The sequence below is a fragment of the Blautia sp. ZXY-1-C6 genome (assembly GCF_056339875.1).
In genome coordinates this window covers 1-13,393 of record NZ_JBWJVQ010000213.1, presented here as the reverse complement: position 1 = coordinate 13,393, position 13,393 = coordinate 1, and the positions used below count along the sequence as shown (strand labels likewise).

The 13,393-nt window shown below is 41.8% G+C and carries 23 protein-coding genes; 21 read left to right on the top strand and 2 right to left on the bottom strand.

Annotated elements, in window-relative coordinates; translation table 11 throughout:
- Together AC075J_RS13040 and AC075J_RS13035 are read right to left on the bottom strand one after the other, a co-directional pair.
- Positions 1–268 (bottom strand): stage V sporulation protein AB (locus AC075J_RS13040; RefSeq protein ID WP_476390399.1); only part of this gene is annotated, 268 nt, incomplete at its 3' end.
- Complete coding sequence (locus AC075J_RS13035; RefSeq protein ID WP_476390400.1) at positions 175–402, bottom strand: stage V sporulation protein AB; 228 nt, start codon at positions 400–402, stop codon at positions 175–177. The genes AC075J_RS13040 and AC075J_RS13035, both read right to left, overlap by 94 nt.
- 488 nt (positions 403–890) lie before the next feature.
- On the opposite strand from AC075J_RS13035, the gene murB reads away from it, so the two are divergent.
- From murB to rpsH, 21 genes are all read left to right on the top strand, one after another.
- Positions 891–1,811 (top strand): UDP-N-acetylmuramate dehydrogenase, encoded by a 921-nt coding sequence (gene murB / locus AC075J_RS13030; RefSeq protein WP_118670072.1) that lies wholly within the window; start codon positions 891–893, stop codon positions 1,809–1,811.
- 92 nt (positions 1,812–1,903) lie between these two features.
- On the top strand, positions 1,904–2,791 hold the full coding sequence (gene rapZ, locus AC075J_RS13025; protein WP_008707241.1) for an RNase adapter RapZ: 888 nt from the start codon (positions 1,904–1,906) through the stop codon (positions 2,789–2,791).
- A gap of 10 nt (positions 2,792–2,801) precedes the next feature.
- Positions 2,802–3,761 carry a DNA-binding protein WhiA gene (gene whiA / locus AC075J_RS13020; protein ID WP_025579631.1) on the top strand — a complete coding sequence of 320 codons (960 nt, stop codon included), beginning with the start codon at positions 2,802–2,804 and terminating at the stop codon, positions 3,759–3,761.
- A complete protein-coding gene (locus tag AC075J_RS13015) occupies positions 3,758–4,012 on the top strand; it encodes an HPr family phosphocarrier protein (protein ID WP_008707243.1) in 255 nt (84 codons plus the stop codon). The genes whiA and AC075J_RS13015 overlap by 4 nt, the downstream gene beginning before the upstream one ends.
- Positions 4,013–4,335: 323 nt before the next feature.
- A complete protein-coding gene (locus AC075J_RS13010) occupies positions 4,336–5,481 on the top strand; it encodes a hypothetical protein (RefSeq protein WP_008707244.1) in 1,146 nt (381 codons plus the stop codon).
- 650 nt (positions 5,482–6,131) lie between these two features.
- Positions 6,132–6,449 carry a 30S ribosomal protein S10 gene (gene rpsJ / locus AC075J_RS13005; protein WP_008707245.1) on the top strand — a complete coding sequence of 106 codons (318 nt, stop codon included), beginning with the start codon at positions 6,132–6,134 and terminating at the stop codon, positions 6,447–6,449.
- A gap of 96 nt (positions 6,450–6,545) precedes the next feature.
- Entirely contained in the window at positions 6,546–7,178 is a 633-nt protein-coding gene (rplC, locus tag AC075J_RS13000) for a 50S ribosomal protein L3 (RefSeq protein WP_008707247.1), read from the top strand.
- A 21-nt stretch (positions 7,179–7,199) separates the two neighbouring features.
- On the top strand, positions 7,200–7,820 hold the full coding sequence (gene rplD / locus AC075J_RS12995; protein ID WP_008707249.1) for a 50S ribosomal protein L4: 621 nt from the start codon (positions 7,200–7,202) through the stop codon (positions 7,818–7,820).
- Complete coding sequence (gene rplW, locus AC075J_RS12990) at positions 7,820–8,119, top strand: 50S ribosomal protein L23 (RefSeq protein WP_008707251.1); 300 nt, start codon at positions 7,820–7,822, stop codon at positions 8,117–8,119. The genes rplD and rplW overlap by 1 nt, the downstream gene beginning before the upstream one ends.
- Before the next feature lie 81 nt (positions 8,120–8,200).
- Entirely contained in the window at positions 8,201–9,046 is an 846-nt protein-coding gene (gene rplB / locus AC075J_RS12985; protein WP_008707253.1) for a 50S ribosomal protein L2, read from the top strand.
- Between the two features lie 15 nt (positions 9,047–9,061).
- Complete coding sequence (gene rpsS / locus AC075J_RS12980; RefSeq protein WP_008707255.1) at positions 9,062–9,343, top strand: 30S ribosomal protein S19; 282 nt, start codon at positions 9,062–9,064, stop codon at positions 9,341–9,343.
- An 88-nt stretch (positions 9,344–9,431) separates the two neighbouring features.
- Positions 9,432–9,821: a 50S ribosomal protein L22 gene (rplV, locus tag AC075J_RS12975; RefSeq protein WP_008707257.1), complete on the top strand. Its 390-nt coding sequence runs from the start codon at positions 9,432–9,434 to the stop codon at positions 9,819–9,821.
- Between the two features lie 11 nt (positions 9,822–9,832).
- Positions 9,833–10,489: a 30S ribosomal protein S3 gene (gene rpsC / locus AC075J_RS12970; protein WP_008707259.1), complete on the top strand. Its 657-nt coding sequence runs from the start codon at positions 9,833–9,835 to the stop codon at positions 10,487–10,489.
- Positions 10,489–10,926 carry a 50S ribosomal protein L16 gene (rplP, locus tag AC075J_RS12965; protein ID WP_008707261.1) on the top strand — a complete coding sequence of 146 codons (438 nt, stop codon included), beginning with the start codon at positions 10,489–10,491 and terminating at the stop codon, positions 10,924–10,926. Before rpsC ends, rplP begins: the two co-directional genes overlap by 1 nt.
- Positions 10,916–11,125, top strand: a complete 210-nt coding sequence (gene rpmC / locus AC075J_RS12960) for a 50S ribosomal protein L29 (RefSeq protein WP_020994114.1) — start codon at positions 10,916–10,918, stop codon at positions 11,123–11,125. The genes rplP and rpmC overlap by 11 nt, the downstream gene beginning before the upstream one ends.
- 15 nt (positions 11,126–11,140) lie before the next feature.
- A complete protein-coding gene (gene rpsQ / locus AC075J_RS12955; RefSeq protein ID WP_008707264.1) occupies positions 11,141–11,395 on the top strand; it encodes a 30S ribosomal protein S17 in 255 nt (84 codons plus the stop codon).
- 13 nt (positions 11,396–11,408) lie between these two features.
- Entirely contained in the window at positions 11,409–11,777 is a 369-nt protein-coding gene (rplN, locus tag AC075J_RS12950) for a 50S ribosomal protein L14 (protein ID WP_008707265.1), read from the top strand.
- Positions 11,778–11,788: 11 nt separating this feature from the next.
- Complete coding sequence (gene rplX, locus AC075J_RS12945) at positions 11,789–12,100, top strand: 50S ribosomal protein L24 (protein WP_008707266.1); 312 nt, start codon at positions 11,789–11,791, stop codon at positions 12,098–12,100.
- Between the two features lie 21 nt (positions 12,101–12,121).
- On the top strand, positions 12,122–12,661 hold the full coding sequence (gene rplE / locus AC075J_RS12940; protein WP_008707267.1) for a 50S ribosomal protein L5: 540 nt from the start codon (positions 12,122–12,124) through the stop codon (positions 12,659–12,661).
- 15 nt (positions 12,662–12,676) lie between these two features.
- Positions 12,677–12,862 (top strand): type Z 30S ribosomal protein S14, encoded by a 186-nt coding sequence (locus AC075J_RS12935; protein ID WP_008707268.1) that lies wholly within the window; start codon positions 12,677–12,679, stop codon positions 12,860–12,862.
- Between the two features lie 143 nt (positions 12,863–13,005).
- Positions 13,006–13,393: 30S ribosomal protein S8 (rpsH, locus tag AC075J_RS12930; RefSeq protein WP_476390398.1), on the top strand; the 388-nt coding region annotated here is incomplete at its 3' end.

The window sequence follows — 13,393 nt, the reverse complement described above, 5'->3', positions numbered from 1 at the left end:
TATAATAGTAAATCAGTGCCCCGACAGTTTTGCCGGCGGCTATGCACAGGATTGTAAAAGAAAGACCTCTCTGGAATCTGCTTCTTCTGGCAAAGATAGGGAAAATATCTGCCATCTCTGCCAGGGCCATGATCCATCCACCAAGGAAAATCCCTGAAAAGAGCCCGTACAGAATCAGAAACGGGTGCCGAACCGGATATTCCAGTGAAAAAGAAAGAACAGGTTTCCAAGTTCGGTTCCCCAGAATGTGATGTCTTCGTACAGCAATATATGATCTGCTGTGTGGGTAATTCCTGCATATCTGGGAATAATAGAAAGGCCGATCATAAGACCGGTTAGTCCTCCGGCAATAATAAAACCGGAACATAGTCCTGTAAATCCGAGAAAAATCTGCTCTAACATAAGTGCCTCCGATCCTGCCGACAACAAAAGAAGTTTCCGGGTAACTGTCCGGCAGTCTGTTATTGTGAAGCACCGGACAGATATATCTGTGATATGTATTATGGCAGAAATATAAAAATATATACACTGTCATTCATTTGTTGCTGAGAACAGAGTGAACAGTAATTCTGGTAATATATCCGGCAGCAAAAGAATGTATGAATAACTGTACTTTTGGAGAGAGAGATAGTATAATGTTACTGTTCATACACCGCTATCCCGCGAGGTATTTTTGCATGAATGTGCCAAAATTCTGAGACATACAAGCCAAAATTCTATTGCCGCAGGCAATCTGGAATGAATTTTGGCTAAGTTACTGAGAACGGAGTGAACAGTAACAGTATAATGACTGTATTATCTGACGCTGCAGGAACTGATCGGAAAATTCGACAGAATGAAAACGTCAAAAGAAACATAATAAATCATAATAAATATAGAAAGATTGAGGAATGAAATCTGTGAATCAGAATATAATAGAGAAATTTAATGATCTGCTGGGAGAAGAGAAAGTGAGAGTGGATGAACCCATGAAACGTCATACCACATTTCGGATTGGCGGTCCGGCAGATTACTTTTTGCTTCCGTCTTCTGAGGAAGAACTGAGTGGGATTCTGAAGATATGCAAAAATGAAGAATTGCCATATTTTATTCTTGGAAATGGAAGTAATCTTCTGGTAAGCGATGAAGGATACAGGGGTGTCATTATTCAGCTTTACAGAAATTATGGTGATATTACAGTAAAAGGAAATGAAATCCATGCAACAGCAGGAGCTCTGCTGTCACAGATCGCGGTGGCAGCCAAAAATGCGTCGCTGACAGGATTTGAGTTCGCCGGAGGAATTCCCGGCACATTAGGCGGTGCAGTTGTCATGAATGCAGGTGCCTATGGCGGTGAAATGAAAGATGTGCTGAAAGAAGTAACTGTTATGACAGCTGCAGGAGAAATTCTCGTACTTCCGGCAGAGAAGCTGGAAATGGGATATCGCACAAGTCTTGTGAAAACAAAAGGATATCTGGTGTTGAGCGCAGTGATCGTTCTTGAACAGGGGAATCAGGAAGCCATAAAAGCAAGAATGAAAGAACTGACAGAACAGAGAGTAAGCAAACAGCCTCTTGAATTTCCAAGTGCGGGAAGCACATTCAAACGTCCTGAAGGGTATTTTGCCGGAAAGCTGATCATGGATGCAGGGCTGAGAGGATACCAGACAGGCGGTGCACAGGTTTCCGAGAAGCACTGTGGGTTTGTGATCAATAAAGATAATGCAACTGCAGCAGATGTGTGCAGACTGCTCAGAGATGTACAGGATAAAGTAAAAGAACAGTTTGGCGTAACTCTTGAACCGGAAGTGAAATTTCTTGGGAAATTTTGATCTGACTGAATCGAAAAAGTACTGTGAACAGAGTGCAAAGACCAAAGACCAATGAGCAACAGATGAAATTAAGAAGTGACGGGAGATAGAAAATGCGTTTTGTAATAGTTACAGGAGTATCGGGAGCAGGAAAAACATCTGCATTGAAAATGCTGGAGGATGCGAAGTATTTTTGTGTAGACAATCTGCCGATCCCTTTACTGGAGAAATTTGCATCACTGATGCCTGAGATACATGGAGAAGATGTGCAGAATGTTGCACTGGGGATCGATGCAAGAAGCGGGCGTTCTCTGGATGAGCTGGAGATTGTACTGGACAGAATGAAAAAGGCAGGGTATGATTTTGAAATCCTGTTTCTGGATGCGCAGGACAGTGTTCTGGTCAAACGTTATAAAGAAACCCGCAGAAGTCATCCTCTTGCAATGGGGGGAAGAGTGGATGATGGAATCCGGATGGAAAGAGAGAAGATGCGTTTTCTGAAAGAGCGTGCGGATTATATCATTGATACCAGCAATCTTCTGACAAGAGAACTGAAACAGGAGATCGACAGGATATTTGTAGATAATCAGGATTTCTGCAATATGATGATTTCTGTACTGTCATTTGGATTTAAATATGGAATACCGGCAGATGCGGATCTCGTGTTTGACGTGCGTTTCCTGCCGAATCCATACTATGTGGACGAACTCAGACCGCTGACAGGGCTGGATGACAGGGTTTTTAATTATGTAATGGATTGTGATATAGCCAGGACATTTGCGGATAAACTGGAAGATATGATCAATTTCCTTATTCCGAATTATGTGAAAGAGGGAAAGACAAATCTGGTGATCGCAATTGGATGTACAGGCGGCAAGCATCGTTCCGTCACGCTGGCAAGAGAACTTTATTCCAGATTGTCTGGAAATACAAAATACGGATTCAGGCTGGAACACAGAGATGCACAGAAAGACCGACTGGTCAGAAAACAGGAAGGATGATAAAGGAGAGATGTCTTTTTCAGGGATGGTGAAGGAAGAACTTTCCAGACAGATTGGATTGGCCAGACATTGCAAAATGGCAGAACTGGCTGCGATTTTATGTTCCTGTGGGAAAATGGAATGTTTTTCAGGGGACAGTAAACTGAAAATCCAGACGGAAAATGAAGCAGTTGCAAGAAAGTGCTTTACATTATTGCAAAAAACATTTAATATAGAAACAAAGATATTTGTACGTGAGAACAGTCACTTGAAACGGGTGAAGGTATATACAATAGAAATAACTGATCCCGAAGAAATCCAGGTAATTTTTCAGGCACTGCGGCTTGTCACGAACAGTATCGACCAGGGTACGCTTGTATTGTCGGATATGCTGGTGGTACAGCAGAATTGCTGCAAACGGGCGTTTATCAGGGGAGCTTTTTTAGCATCCGGTTCAATCAGTGATCCTGAGAAGGGGTATCATTTTGAGATTGTATGTTCTGATGCAAAAAGAGCAGAGCAGCTACAGACGATCATCCGCAGTTTTTCGGTAGATGCCAAAATCGTACAGCGTAAGAAATCACATGTGGTCTATGTGAAAGAAGGTGCGCAGATTGTTGACATGCTTGCTGTTATGGAAGCTAATGTGGCATTGATGGACCTGGAGAACATCCGCATACTGAAGGAAATGAGAAATTCAGTAAACAGAAAAGTAAACTGTGAAACTGCGAATATTAATAAAACCGTAAATGCAGCCGTCAAGCAGATGGAGGATATTAAGCTGGTCCGGCAGAAAATAGGATTTGAGCAGCTTAATGAAGGACTTGCACAGGTTGCTGAACTTCGGATGCAGTATCCGGAAGCTACACTAAAAGAATTAGGAATGATGTTAAGCCCGCAGGTGGGCAAATCGGGAGTCAATCACAGACTGAGAAAGCTGAGTGCAATGGCTGACGAACTGCGGGAGAAACAAGGAGGAGAATTATTATGATCAAAAAACCAATCACCATCAATTTATCCACAGGTCTGGAAGCGCGTCCGGTGGCACAGTTGGTACAGGTGGCTAGTCAGTTCAACAGTGAGATTTATGTAGAGATTGGAAAGAAGCGCGTGAATGCAAAGAGCATTATGGGTATGATGACGCTTGGGCTTGATGCAGGGGAAGAAATTACTTTATCTGCAAATGGTGAGGATGAGGAAGCTGCTATGGCAGGTATTGAGCAGTACTTAAGTAATCAGTGATCAAATAGTATTCAGGATAGAACACATCCGGAAGGGAAGACCGCTTTTCGGATGTGTTTTGTCGTGTATACGACAGCAATGTTACTGTTCACTTTGTTCACAGTAACGTAGCCAAAATTCATTCCAGATTGCCTACGGCAATGGAATTTTGGCTTGTATGTCTCGGGATTTTGGCATATTCATGCCAAAACACCTCGCGGGATAGTGGCGTGTGAACAGTAACACAGCAATCAATTGCATTGCCATAACAATAACATTAGATTGACCATAAAGATAAAACAGGGTATAATGAGCGAAAAGAGTAGAAATGAGGAGCGTAACAAATGTCAAAATTTCTGAAATTTATTGTACATTTTATAGTGATATGCACCATTGTCTGTGTTGTCGGGCTGGCAGTTCCGCCGTTTTTGGGAATTACGACAGAGATTATGGATGATTCCGGCAAAGAAACGAATCTGCCCATGGGATCGGTTACTTATGCAATTCCGGTAAAGATCAAAGAGGCAGCGGTTGGTGATTCTATTCTGTATCAGACTGATTCTAAAGCATACCGTTATATGATTACGGAAATGGATAAAAAGAATCATATTTTTAAGGTGATAGATTCCAGTGACAAAGATGCAGAACCTGTTGCCGTTGAGGTGAAGGATTACATACCGAAGGTTGTGATCACAGTAGGATATGCAGGATATCTCCTTCTTGCAACAGAAAGCATTGAGGGACTTATTATTCTCGGACTTGCCGTCCTTTTCCTGGTAATTCTGTATATAGTTGCGGAACTTCTGAAAAAAGAACCGCAGGATGATTATGATGAAACAGATACAGAACCCGGATATGTTAAGAGCAAGAAGGAACTTAAGAGAGAAGAGAAGGCAAGAGAGAAGCGTTATAAAGAAGAGGAACGCCAGATTAAGAAAGAGGAAAGGGCACGCAGGAAAGGAAAGGCTCCGGAACGAAAGAAAATTAAAACAGGCGGTTTTGTGGATGAAATCTATGAAGATGAGTTGGAACCTGTGAAGCCTGCGCAGCCGGAAACAATTCAGACTGCGACAAGCGAAGCTCATGAACTTCTCAGAAAAGAGATTGCAGCAGCTACGGCGGATGTACCGGTAAAGCAGGAAGAATCTGTACAGACGAAACCGGATGCAGGTGATATACATATGGAGCCTGTTTCCGGAAAGACAGAAGTGATCGTGCCTCAGGTAAAAGAGCAGCTGAAACAGATGATGAATGCTTCGGACAGAAAACCGGTAGAAGCAGAGGAAACAGAAGGAAACGCACAGGAAGAAATCAGGCGTATGGTAATTCCGACATGGTCGGCAGCACAGATTGCCGAGACAGCCAGAAGTCAGGGCGATGCGCCGGATATTGTGAGAGACGATGTTACAAAGGTTACATTATTTGATTATTCCGATATCATTGCGGATGAGAAACCGGTCTATCCGCAGAAACAGACTGCTGAAGAATAAAATAAGAGATTGAAAAAATATGACGATGAAAAGAACGTGTTTCTTCTTATATATAATATAGAAGGAACACGTTCTTTTTACTGCAGACAATCCGATCTCCATCATATCGTGAAGTCCTGCGTCAGCAGACCTGCAGATATCGGCCTTGTCGTTCACTATTCCGTAATGTTTCTATATAATAAAGCCACTAGTACAGCAAAAATTAAGTTTCTGCTATATTGACGCAGGATGATTTCTTCAGCTGCAAGGCGGAGGAATGAGGCGTAGCGGTGGCTACGGCGCTTGACGACAAGTTGATTCTTTTTTGTTTCGACATACAAGCCCAAATTCAATAAAAAATTGTACGGAATCAAGTACAAAAAAATATCAAAAAAAGTGAAAAAAACACTTGCATTTTTCTGAGAGGTCGTGTATACTCTCAATTGTTGTGACATTGATAGCAATGAAGCGCGAGGTTGCTGCCACAGAGATGGCAGGTTTTCCGTGGAGCGAATGTCAAGTTTGAAAACTGACGACAAGTCACTGTACAAGTTCAGAAGACCATCCAGGGATGGCGTGTGTGGTAAAAAATCGAAAGACACACACGGAGATGTGTACAGTCGCCGCTTGTCGTACTGCTTGAAAAGTACGAATAGGAGGAGACTTTTTTTATGGCAAATCAGGTAATGAGAATCACATTAAAGGCTTATGATCATCAGTTAGTAGATGCATCAGCAGCAAAAATCATCGAGACTGTTAAAAAGAACGGAGCAATGGTAAGCGGACCGGTTCCACTTCCAACTAAGAAAGAGGTTGTTACAATCTTAAGAGCCGTTCATAAATACAAAGATTCCAGAGAACAGTTCGAACAGAGAACTCATAAGAGACTGATCGATATCCTTACACCAACACAGAAGACAGTAGATGCTCTGTCAAGACTGGAAATGCCAGCAGGTGTTAACATCGATATCAAGATGAAGACTAAATAATTAGTCATCAACCCCAATTTGATAATGCTATAAGCATTAAGCTATTTACTATATGATTGCCGGTAATCGGTAATCCGCTATAAGGAGGAAGAAAGAATGAAGAAAGCTATTTTAGCTACTAAAGTCGGAATGACTCAGATCTTCAATGAAGACGGCCAGTTGATTCCGGTAACAGTTTTACAGGCTGGTCCTTGTGTCGTAACTCAGGTTAAGACAGAAGAGAACGATGGATACGAAGCAGTTCAGGTTGGATTCGGAGACATCAGAGAAAGCCTTGTTAACAAACCGGAAAAAGGACACTTTGACAAAGCTGGCGTTGCAGTAAAGAGATTCGTTAAAGAGTTCAGATTTGATAACGCTGCTGAATATACAGTAGGACAGGAAATTAAAGCTGATATCTTTGCAGACGGCGATCACATTGATGCAACAGCTGTTTCCAAAGGTAAAGGTTTCCAGGGTGCGATCAAGAGACATGGTCAGTCAAGAGGACCTATGGCTCACGGTTCTAAATATCACCGTCATGCAGGTTCCAATGGTGCTTGTTCTGATCCGAGCAAGGTATTCAAAGGAAAACACATGCCAGGTCATATGGGAAATGTTCAGGTTACTGTACAGAACCTTGAGATTGTACGCGTAGATACAGAAAATAACTTACTGTTAGTTAAAGGTGCTGTTCCAGGACCTAAGAAATCTTTGGTTACTATCAAAGAGACAGTAAAGTCCTTATAATAAGAAAGGAGGAGCACACAAATGGCAAACGTAACTGTTTATAATATGGAAGGCAACGAAGTTGGAACAATGGAACTGAATGATGCAGTATTCGGCGTAGAAGTCAATGAGCATCTTGTTCACCTTGCTGTTGTTCGTCAGCTTGCAAATAATCGCCAGGGTACTCAGAAAGCTAAAACACGTTCTGAAGTAAGCGGCGGCGGAAGAAAACCGTGGAGACAGAAAGGAACAGGTCATGCTAGACAGGGTTCCATCCGTGCACCACAGTGGACTGGCGGCGGTGTTGTATTCGCTCCGGTACCAAGAGATTATGAAGTAAAAATGAACAAGAAAGAAAGAAGAGCTGCTTTAAAATCTGCTCTGACTTCCAAAGTTCAGGACAATAAATTAGTAGTTGTTGATGCTCTTACATTAGCAGATGTTAAGACAAAGGAAATGCAGAAAGTTCTTACAAACCTGAAAGCTGAGAAAGCTCTGGTTATCACAGCAACAGATGACAAGAACGTAATCCTTTCCGCAAGAAACATCACTGATGTTCAGACTGCAACTCCAAGTACTATCAACGTATACGATGTTATGAACCACAACACCGTAATCGTAACCAAAGATGCTGTAGCATCCATCGAGGAGGTATATGCATAATGGCTGATATCAAGTACTATGACGTAATCAAGAAACCAGTGATTACAGAAAAATCTATGAATGCAATGGCTGAAAAGAAATACACTTTCTTAGTTCATCCGGAAGCAAATAAATCTCAGATCAAAGAAGCTGTAGAGAAAATGTTCGAAGGAACAAAAGTAAAGAGCGTTAACACCATGAATATGGATGGAAAGAAAAAACGCCGTGGTATGACAGTTGGAACAACTGCTAAAACCAAAAAAGCTATCGTAGCTCTGACAGAAGACAGCAAAGATATCGAAATCTTCGAAGGACTTTAATTAACAGATAGCGAGTGATAACATAGGTTATTGCGAATATGTGCACGAAAGCACGAGAACAAATTCGAAAGGAGAACAAAAATGGGAATCAAAAGTTATAACCCATATACACCGTCTAGAAGACATATGACTGGTTCCGATTTCTCAGAGATCACAAAATCTACACCAGAGAAATCTCTTACCGTGTCTTTAAAGAAAAACGCTGGACGTAACAACCAGGGTAAGATTACAGTTAGACACCGCGGAGGCGGAAGCAGAAGAAAATACAGAATCATCGACTTCAAGAGAAGAAAAGATGGAATCCCTGCAACAGTAGTTTCCATCGAGTATGATCCAAACAGAACAGCAAACATCGCTTTAATCTCTTACGTAGATGGCGAGAAAGCATATATCCTTGCACCGGAAGGCTTAAAAGTAGGTCAGAAAGTTATGAACGGAGCTGATGCAGAAGTTCGTGTTGGTAACTGCTTACCATTAGAGCTTATCCCGGTTGGTACTATGGTACACAACATTGAGCTTCATCCTGGAAAGGGCGGACAGATGGTTCGTTCTGCTGGAAACGGCGCTCAGTTAATGGCTAAAGAAGGCAAATACGCAACACTGCGTCTGCCATCTGGTGAAATGAGAATGGTTCCGATTGTATGCCGCGCATCTGTAGGCGTTGTCGGAAACGGAGATCACAACCTGATTAACATCGGTAAAGCCGGACGTAAACGTAACATGGGTATCAGACCTACTGTTCGTGGTTCCGTAATGAACCCGAATGACCATCCACATGGTGGTGGTGAAGGAAAGACCGGTATCGGTCGTCCAGGTCCATGTACTCCATGGGGAAAACCTGCTCTTGGTCTGAAGACAAGAAAGAAAAACAAACCGTCCAACAAGCTCATCGTAAGAAGACGCGATGGTAAAGCATTATCGAAATAATAAGGAGGATTAAGCATGTCTCGTTCACTGAAAAAAGGACCTTTTGCAGATGCCAGCTTACTTAAAAAAGTAGACGCATTAAACGCTGCAAATGACAAATCCGTTATCAAAACCTGGTCACGCCGTTCTACAATCTTCCCGTCCTTCGTAGGACACACAATCGCTGTCCATGACGGAAGAAAACACGTGCCGGTATATGTAACAGAAGATATGGTTGGCCACAAACTCGGTGAGTTCGTTGCAACCAGAACTTACAGAGGACACGGAAAAGACGAAAAGAAATCCGGTGTTCGCTAGTATTTGACTTTATATTCTGTCTGCTGCCCACAAGACAGCGGACAGGTTAACCTGATATTGAGAGAAAGAGGAAAGGAGGCACTTTAAAATGGCAAAGGGACATAGAAGCCAGATAAAAAGAGCCAGAAATGAGAGTAATAGAGAGACAAGACCGTCTGCAAAATTATCTTATGCAAGAATTTCTGTTCAGAAAGCCTGCTACGTGTTAGATGTAATCCGCGGTAAAGATGTGCAGACAGCACTTGGTATCTTAACATACAACCCAAGATACGCTTCCAGCGTTATCAAGAAACTTCTTGAGTCAGCAATTGCAAATGCTGAAAACAATAATGGAATGAATGCAGACAACCTCTACGTTGCAGCCTGCTATGCAGATAAAGGACCTACAATGAAGAGAATTCAGCCAAGAGCACAGGGTAGAGCTTACAGAATCGAGAAGAGAACAAGCCATATCACCATCGTGCTGGATGAAAGATAAGGAGGAAAAGCATGGGACAGAAAGTTAACCCACATGGCCTTAGAGTCGGTGTTATCAAGGATTGGGATTCAAGATGGTATGCTGATGCAGACTTCGCTGATTACCTGGTAGAAGACTACAACATCAGAACATTCCTTAAAAAGAAATTATACAGCGCAGGTGTTTCCAAGATCGAGATCGAGAGAGCATCTGACAGAGTTAAGATCATCATCTACACAGCTAAACCTGGTATCGTAATCGGTAAAGGCGGAGCTGAGATCGAAAAAGTTAAAGCTGAATTAAAGAAATTCACAGACAAGAAACTTATCGTAGATATCAAAGAAGTAAAGAGACCAGACAAAGATGCTCAGTTAGTAGCAGAGAATATCGCACTTCAGCTTGAGAACCGTATCTCTTTCAGACGTGCTATGAAATCTACAATGCAGAGAACAATGAAGGCCGGAGCTAAAGGTATCAAAACATCCGTATCCGGACGTCTTGGCGGTGCTGATATGGCTCGTACAGAGTTCTACAGCGAAGGAACTATCCCGCTTCAGACACTTCGTGCAGATATTGACTATGGATTCGCAGAAGCAGACACAACATACGGCAAAGTTGGCGTAAAAGCTTGGGTCTACAATGGCGAAGTACTTCCAACAAAAGGAACTAAGGAAGGGAGCGATAAATAATGTTAATGCCAAAAAGAGTAAAACGTCGTAAACAATTCCGTGGCTCCATGAGAGGAAAAGCCCTTAGAGGTAATAAGATCAATTATGGTGAATTCGGACTTGTTGCAACCGAACCGTGTTGGATCCGTTCCAACCAGATCGAAGCAGCCCGTGTTGCTATGACTCGTTATATCAAACGTGGTGGTCAGGTTTGGATCAAGATTTTCCCAGATAAACCAGTAACAGCGAAACCAGCAGAAACACGAATGGGTTCCGGAAAAGGTGCTCTCGAATACTGGGTAGCAGTTGTTAAGCCAGGACGTGTAATGTTCGAAATCGCAGGCGTTTCCGAGGAAATCGCTCGTGAAGCATTACGTCTTGCGATGCACAAGTTACCATGTAAATGTAAAATCGTTTCTCGTGCAGACTTAGAAGGCGGTGATAACAGTGAAAATTAATAAATTCGTGGAAGATTTAAAGGCAAAATCAGCTGCAGAATTAAATGAAGAATTAGTAGCTGCTAAAAAAGAACTTTTCAATCTGAGATTTCAGAATGCAACTAATCAATTAGAGAATACAAGCCGCATTAAAGAGGTTCGCAAGAACATTGCAAGAATCCAGACAGTAATTACTGAGCAGGCTAACGCTTCCAAATAATAGGAGGAAACTATCGTGGAAAGAAATCTGAGAAAAACCCGCGTGGGTAAGGTTGTCAGCAATAAGATGGACAAGACCATTGTAGTTGCTATTGAAGACCATGTAAAACATCCTCTTTACAAAAAGATCGTGAAGAGAACATATAAATTAAAAGCTCATGACGAAAACAATGAGTGCAATATCGGTGATACCGTAAAAGTTATGGAAACCAGACCGTTATCCAAGGATAAAAGATGGAGACTGGTTGAAATCGTAGAGAAAGTTAAATAAGGAGGAAACCAGTATGATCCAGCAGGAAACTAGACTGAAAGTTGCCGACAACACTGGTGCAAAAGAAATCCTTTGTATTCGTGTTATGGGCGGCTCTACAAGAAGATATGCAAGCATTGGCGATACAATCGTTGCTACTGTTAAAGATGCAACACCAGGCGGCGTTGTTAAAAAAGGTGACGTTGTAAAAGCTGTTGTAGTTAGAACTAAAAAAGGCGCTCGTCGTAAAGACGGATCTTACATCCGTTTCGATGAAAATGCTGCCGTAATCATTAAAGACGACTTAACTCCGAGAGGAACACGTATCTTTGGACCAGTTGCCAGAGAGCTTCGTGAAAAGAAATTCATGAAGATCGTTTCCTTAGCTCCGGAAGTATTATAGGAGGGTGCCTAATGTCAGCTATGAAAATTAAAAAAGGTGATACTGTAAAAGTTATCGCTGGTAAAGATAATGGCAAAGAGGGTAAAGTCCTTGCAGTTAACGCAAAAGACAATACCGTTGTTGTTGAGAATATCAACAAAGTTACAAAACACAGCAAACCATCTGCTGCAAATCAGCAGGGCGGAATCATTACAAAAGAAGCTCCACTGCACATCTCCAACGTTATGCTGGTTGTTGATGGACAGGCTACAAGAGTAGGATTCCAGATGGACGGCGACAAAAAAGTCCGCGTTGCTAAAAAGACCGGTAAGGTTATCGATTAATTAAGAGAGGAGGCATGACAAGTGAGTAGATTAAAAGAAATGTACAAAAATGAGATCATGGATGCCATGACCAAAAAATTTGGATACAAAAATGTTATGGAAGTGCCAAAACTCGACAAGATCGTAATCAATATGGGTGTTGGTGAAGCCAAAGAAAACGCTAAGCTTCTTGATGCTGCAATCGCAGATATGGAACTTATCACAGGACAGAAAGCAATCGCTACTAAAGCTAAAAAATCTGTCGCTAACTTTAAAATCAGAGAGGGTATGCCGATCGGTTGTAAAGTTACATTAAGAGGAGAAAAAATGTACGAGTTCGCTGATCGTCTGATCAACCTTGCACTTCCTCGTGTACGTGACTTCCGTGGTGTTAACCCGAACGCATTCGATGGTCGTGGAAACTACGCTCTGGGTATCAAAGAGCAGCTGATCTTCCCGGAAGTTGAATATGACAAAGTTGACAAAGTAAGAGGTATGGACATCATCTTCGTTACTACAGCTAAGACTGATGAAGAAGCTCGTGAATTACTGACATTATTCAATATGCCGTTTGCAAAATAATAGGAGGAACGATTCATGGCTAAAACAGCAATGAAAATCAAACAGCAGCGTAAACAGAAATTCTCCACAAGAGAATATACACGTTGCAATATTTGTGGACGTCCACATTCTGTTTTAAGAAAGTACGGAATCTGCAGAATCTGCTTCCGTGAATTAGCTTACAAGGGACAGATCCCGGGTGTTAAGAAGGCTTCCTGGTAGGAACCGGATTTAAATAAAATAAACGATCGGCTGATTTATCAGTCCGATCATATGTCCAAACGAGATTTATGATAAAACAGGTAACAATGTAAACAATTAATATATATGCACATGTAAAGTCTGAATAACAGGAGGAAACTAACATGACAATGAGCGATCCAATCGCAGATATGCTTACAAGAATCCGTAACGCAAACACTGCAAAACATGACACAGTAGATGTTCCGGCATCCAAAATGAAAACTGCAATTGCTAACATCCTTGTTGATGAAGGATATATTGCAAAATATGATTTAGTTGAAGATGGAGTTGTTAAAACTCTTCATATCACACTGAAATACGGTGAAGACAAAAACGAAAAAATCATCACTGGTTTAAAGAGAATTTCCAAACCTGGTCTTCGTATCTACGCAGGTAAGGATCAGCTTCCAAAAGTTCTTGGTGGACTTGGAATCGCAATTCTTTCTACAAACAAAGGTGTTATTACTGATAAAGAAGCTCGTAAACTTCAGGTTGGCGGCGAAGTATTAG

Excerpts from the sequence above, each read along its gene's own strand:
- rplB (WP_008707253.1), top strand. The coding sequence starts at position 8,201 with ATGGGAATCAAAAGTTATAACCCATATACACCGTCTAGAAGACATATG.
- rplD (WP_008707249.1), top strand. The coding sequence starts at position 7,200 with ATGGCAAACGTAACTGTTTATAATATGGAAGGCAACGAAGTTGGAACA.
- rpsS (WP_008707255.1), top strand. The coding sequence starts at position 9,062 with ATGTCTCGTTCACTGAAAAAAGGACCTTTTGCAGATGCCAGCTTACTT.
- rpsC (WP_008707259.1), top strand. The coding sequence starts at position 9,833 with ATGGGACAGAAAGTTAACCCACATGGCCTTAGAGTCGGTGTTATCAAG.
- rapZ (WP_008707241.1), top strand. The coding sequence starts at position 1,904 with ATGCGTTTTGTAATAGTTACAGGAGTATCGGGAGCAGGAAAAACATCT.
- rplN (WP_008707265.1), top strand. The coding sequence starts at position 11,409 with ATGATCCAGCAGGAAACTAGACTGAAAGTTGCCGACAACACTGGTGCA.
- rpsJ (WP_008707245.1), top strand. The coding sequence starts at position 6,132 with ATGGCAAATCAGGTAATGAGAATCACATTAAAGGCTTATGATCATCAG.
- rplX (WP_008707266.1), top strand. The coding sequence starts at position 11,789 with ATGTCAGCTATGAAAATTAAAAAAGGTGATACTGTAAAAGTTATCGCT.
- murB (WP_118670072.1), top strand. The coding sequence starts at position 891 with ATGAAATCTGTGAATCAGAATATAATAGAGAAATTTAATGATCTGCTG.
- AC075J_RS13015 (WP_008707243.1), top strand. The coding sequence starts at position 3,758 with ATGATCAAAAAACCAATCACCATCAATTTATCCACAGGTCTGGAAGCG.
- AC075J_RS13010 (WP_008707244.1), top strand. The coding sequence starts at position 4,336 with ATGTCAAAATTTCTGAAATTTATTGTACATTTTATAGTGATATGCACC.
- whiA (WP_025579631.1), top strand. The coding sequence starts at position 2,802 with ATGTCTTTTTCAGGGATGGTGAAGGAAGAACTTTCCAGACAGATTGGA.
- rplW (WP_008707251.1), top strand. The coding sequence starts at position 7,820 with ATGGCTGATATCAAGTACTATGACGTAATCAAGAAACCAGTGATTACA.
- AC075J_RS12935 (WP_008707268.1), top strand. The coding sequence starts at position 12,677 with ATGGCTAAAACAGCAATGAAAATCAAACAGCAGCGTAAACAGAAATTC.
- rplV (WP_008707257.1), top strand. The coding sequence starts at position 9,432 with ATGGCAAAGGGACATAGAAGCCAGATAAAAAGAGCCAGAAATGAGAGT.
- rplC (WP_008707247.1), top strand. The coding sequence starts at position 6,546 with ATGAAGAAAGCTATTTTAGCTACTAAAGTCGGAATGACTCAGATCTTC.
- AC075J_RS13035 (WP_476390400.1), bottom strand. The coding sequence starts at position 402 with ATGTTAGAGCAGATTTTTCTCGGATTTACAGGACTATGTTCCGGTTTT.
- rplP (WP_008707261.1), top strand. The coding sequence starts at position 10,489 with ATGTTAATGCCAAAAAGAGTAAAACGTCGTAAACAATTCCGTGGCTCC.